3 protein-coding genes are annotated in these 2,870 nt (G+C 63.9%); 2 read left to right on the top strand and 1 reads right to left on the bottom strand.

The window, feature by feature from the left end; genetic code table 11:
* Positions 1–381 (top strand): acyl carrier protein (locus tag VML93_RS03215; protein ID WP_325607626.1); only part of this gene is annotated, 381 nt, incomplete at its 5' end.
* 187 nt (positions 382–568) lie between these two features.
* Entirely contained in the window at positions 569–1,630 is a 1,062-nt protein-coding gene (locus tag VML93_RS03210; RefSeq protein WP_325607624.1) for a type III polyketide synthase, read from the top strand.
* Here the strand turns inward: VML93_RS03210 and VML93_RS03205 are convergent.
* Positions 1,607–2,870: cytochrome P450 (locus VML93_RS03205; RefSeq protein ID WP_325607622.1), on the bottom strand; the 1,264-nt coding region annotated here is incomplete at its 5' end. The genes VML93_RS03210 and VML93_RS03205 overlap by 24 nt on opposite strands.

The following is a 2,870-nucleotide window of genomic DNA, read 5'->3' as shown; positions in this document are numbered from 1 at the left end:
CAGGACCTCGGATTCGACTCGATGACCGGGGTCGAACTGCGCAACCGCCTCAAAGCCCAAACCGGGTTGGCGCTGTCGCGCACCTTGATCTTTGACTACCCCACTCCGACGGCGTTGGCCGATCATCTTGCGCACCAACTGCTCCACGGCCACGGCGCAGAATCCGACGAAGAGAAGATTTGGTCTTCGCTGAGAAAGATTCCATTGCACGAGCTGCGAAGGACCGGATTGCTCGACAAACTATTACTCCTGGCGGGCCCTAACGAAAAGCAAGGTGCCGATCCGACTCGTAGCGACGACGTCATCGACTCTTTAAGTCCCGATGCGCTAATCGCGATGGCGCTCAGCGCAGACGAACAGGACGAAGAGCGCCAGTACTGACGAAACCGACTCTTGCGAAACATATTCCGCAGACATCCGCCGGACCTAATGCGACACATGTTGAATAGGCACGACTTTGCGCCGCCGCACAACACGGCATAAGCTCATGACTTTAACGGTCCTGTTTCAGAAAGTAGACAGGGGCTGGTAGTTACTTAATCTTTAGATCGCTAAAAAGGGCACGGATATGAGCGTCATCGCGGGTGTGTTCGGCGCGTTGCCGCCGCATCGTTACAGCCAAAGCGAGATTACGGACTCGTTTGTCGAGTTTGCCGGTTTAAGGGAACACGCGCACATTGTCCGGCGGCTGCATGCCGCCGCGAAGGTCAACAGCCGTCATCTCGTGTTGCCGTTGGAGAAGTATCACACACTGACCGACTTCGGTGAGGCGAACGAGATCTTCCTGGAAAACGCGGTGGATCTTGGTTGTGAGGCGCTTCTGGGTGCACTCGACGAGGCGGGCCTGCAACCCCAGGACATCGACATGATCGCGACCACGACGGTCACCGGTATCGCGGTCCCGTCGCTGGATGCCCGGATAGCCGGGCGGCTCGGCCTGCGTCGGGATGTCCGCCGTGCGCCGCTGTTCGGCCTGGGCTGCGCGGCCGGCGCGGCGGGAGTGGCTGGGCTGCACGACTATCTGCGTGGCGCGCCCGACGACGTCGCGGTCCTGGTGTCGGTCGAACTCTGCTCGCTCACCTACCCGGCGGTCACGCCGACCGTGTCGGGTCTGGTCGGAAGCGCGATGTTCGGAGACGGAGCCGCCGCCGTCGTAGCCGTCGGCGACCGTCGTGCCGGACAGATTCGCGCCGAGGGCCCCGCCATCCTCGATTCGCGCAGCCGCCTTTATCCCGACTCGCAGCACATCATGGGTTGGAACGTCAGTTCCGCCGGCCTGCAGCTTGTGCTGTCTCCGGAGCTGACGACGGTTATCGAGCGCCACCTCGCCGATGACGTCGACCGGTTCCTGGCCCCACACGGGCTGACCAAGGACGACATCGGCGCGTGGGTGAGCCACCCCGGTGGTCCCAAGGTCATCGACGCGATCACCAAAAGCCTTGGGCTGCCGCCGGAAGCGCTCGAGCTGACCTGGCGCTCGCTCGGCGAGATCGGCAACCTCTCGTCGTCCTCGGTGCTGCACATACTCCGCGACACCATTGAAAAATCGCCGCCTAGCGGAAGCCCTGGACTGATGCTCGCGATGGGCCCCGGATTCTGCACAGAACTAGTGCTGCTGCGCTGGCACTAGGTCGCTGATCTCGACCGTCAGCCCCGGATGAGGGGACAGCGCGGCAAGATTGGCCGCGCGGATGCGCTGAGCGGGCAGCCGAAGTCTGGTCCTGGCGACCAGTCGGGCGAGCATCACCGTCATTTCGGTGGTTGCCATGACCGCGCCGATGCAGCGGTGCAATCCTCCGCTGAACGGGATGAACTCGTGCGGCGCAGGCTTGCGGAACCCCGATGCGCCCGGATCCCACCGCTGCGGACGGAATTCTGTTGGTTCCGGCCATATTTCGGGTAGCCGATGGGTGACGTACGCACTGAAGATCAGCAATCGTCCCGCCCGCAGGCGGTGCCTGTCGAACCAGAGGTCCCGCGTCACCCTACGGGCCGAGATGACCCCGGGCGAATACAACCGAAGTGTCTCGTGCACAACGCCATTGAGGTAGGTGAGCGCGTCGAGGTCCTCGGCCGTCGGTGGTCTGTCGCCGAGTACGCGATCCACCTCATCGGCTGCGGTGTCCCAGGCGCCCGGCAGGGTCAGCAGCGTGTAGGCGGCCCACGCCAGCGCGCCGCTGGTGGTCTCATAGCCGGCGGTGATCATCGAGATGATCTGATCGCGAATCTCGTTGTCGTCCAGGGCATACCCTTCGTCGCCGCGACCATTGATCAACATGGTCAACAGGTGGTCGTCGGGCCTGGGCTCAGATCGGGCGTCGGTGATCTGGCTGTCGATGAGGTCGTTGATGGCCGTCCGGGCGGCCATCGCCCGCCGCCATGCCGGCGAGTTGAACCGGCGGTGCAGCTGCATCAGCTGCGGCAGTAGATGGGTCATGTCGAGCAGTGGTTGGAGCTGTTCGCCGAGGAAGTCGGAGTGGACGGCCAGGCGCTGCCCAAACAGCGATTCGGCGGTGCTGCGCCGGACTGCGGAGCGGAAGTGCCGGTAGATGTCCAAGCTCTGCCCGGGCCGCCAGCTGTCGATAACGGAGTCGATGTTGGAGACCATGGTCTGCACGTAGTGCTGGATCTCGCGGTGCCGGAGCCCGGGAGCCACCACGCTGCGCCGGCGCCGGTGGTGCTCCCCGTCGCTGACGATCAGTGCCGTGGGACCGTCGACAATGGCCAGGCTCTCGAACGTTTCCCGCCAGCTGAACGCGTCGGCGTTGGCGAACACGAACTTGTTCGCCTCAGCGCCGAGCAGATAGGTGTAGCCGCGCCGGCCGATTCCGGTGTTGATCACCGCGCCGCGCCGCCGGTACAACGCGAGC

The sequence above is a fragment of the Mycobacterium sp. genome (assembly GCF_035499775.1).
Lineage (GTDB): Bacteria > Actinomycetota > Actinomycetes > Mycobacteriales > Mycobacteriaceae > Mycobacterium.
The sequence above is the reverse complement of the archived record's forward strand: the minus strand, read 5'-3'. Positions and strand labels throughout refer to the sequence as shown.

Coding starts and splice junctions, on each gene's coding strand:
- VML93_RS03210 (WP_325607624.1), top strand. CDS start 569: ATGAGCGTCATCGCGGGTGTGTTCGGCGCGTTGCCGCCGCATCGTTAC.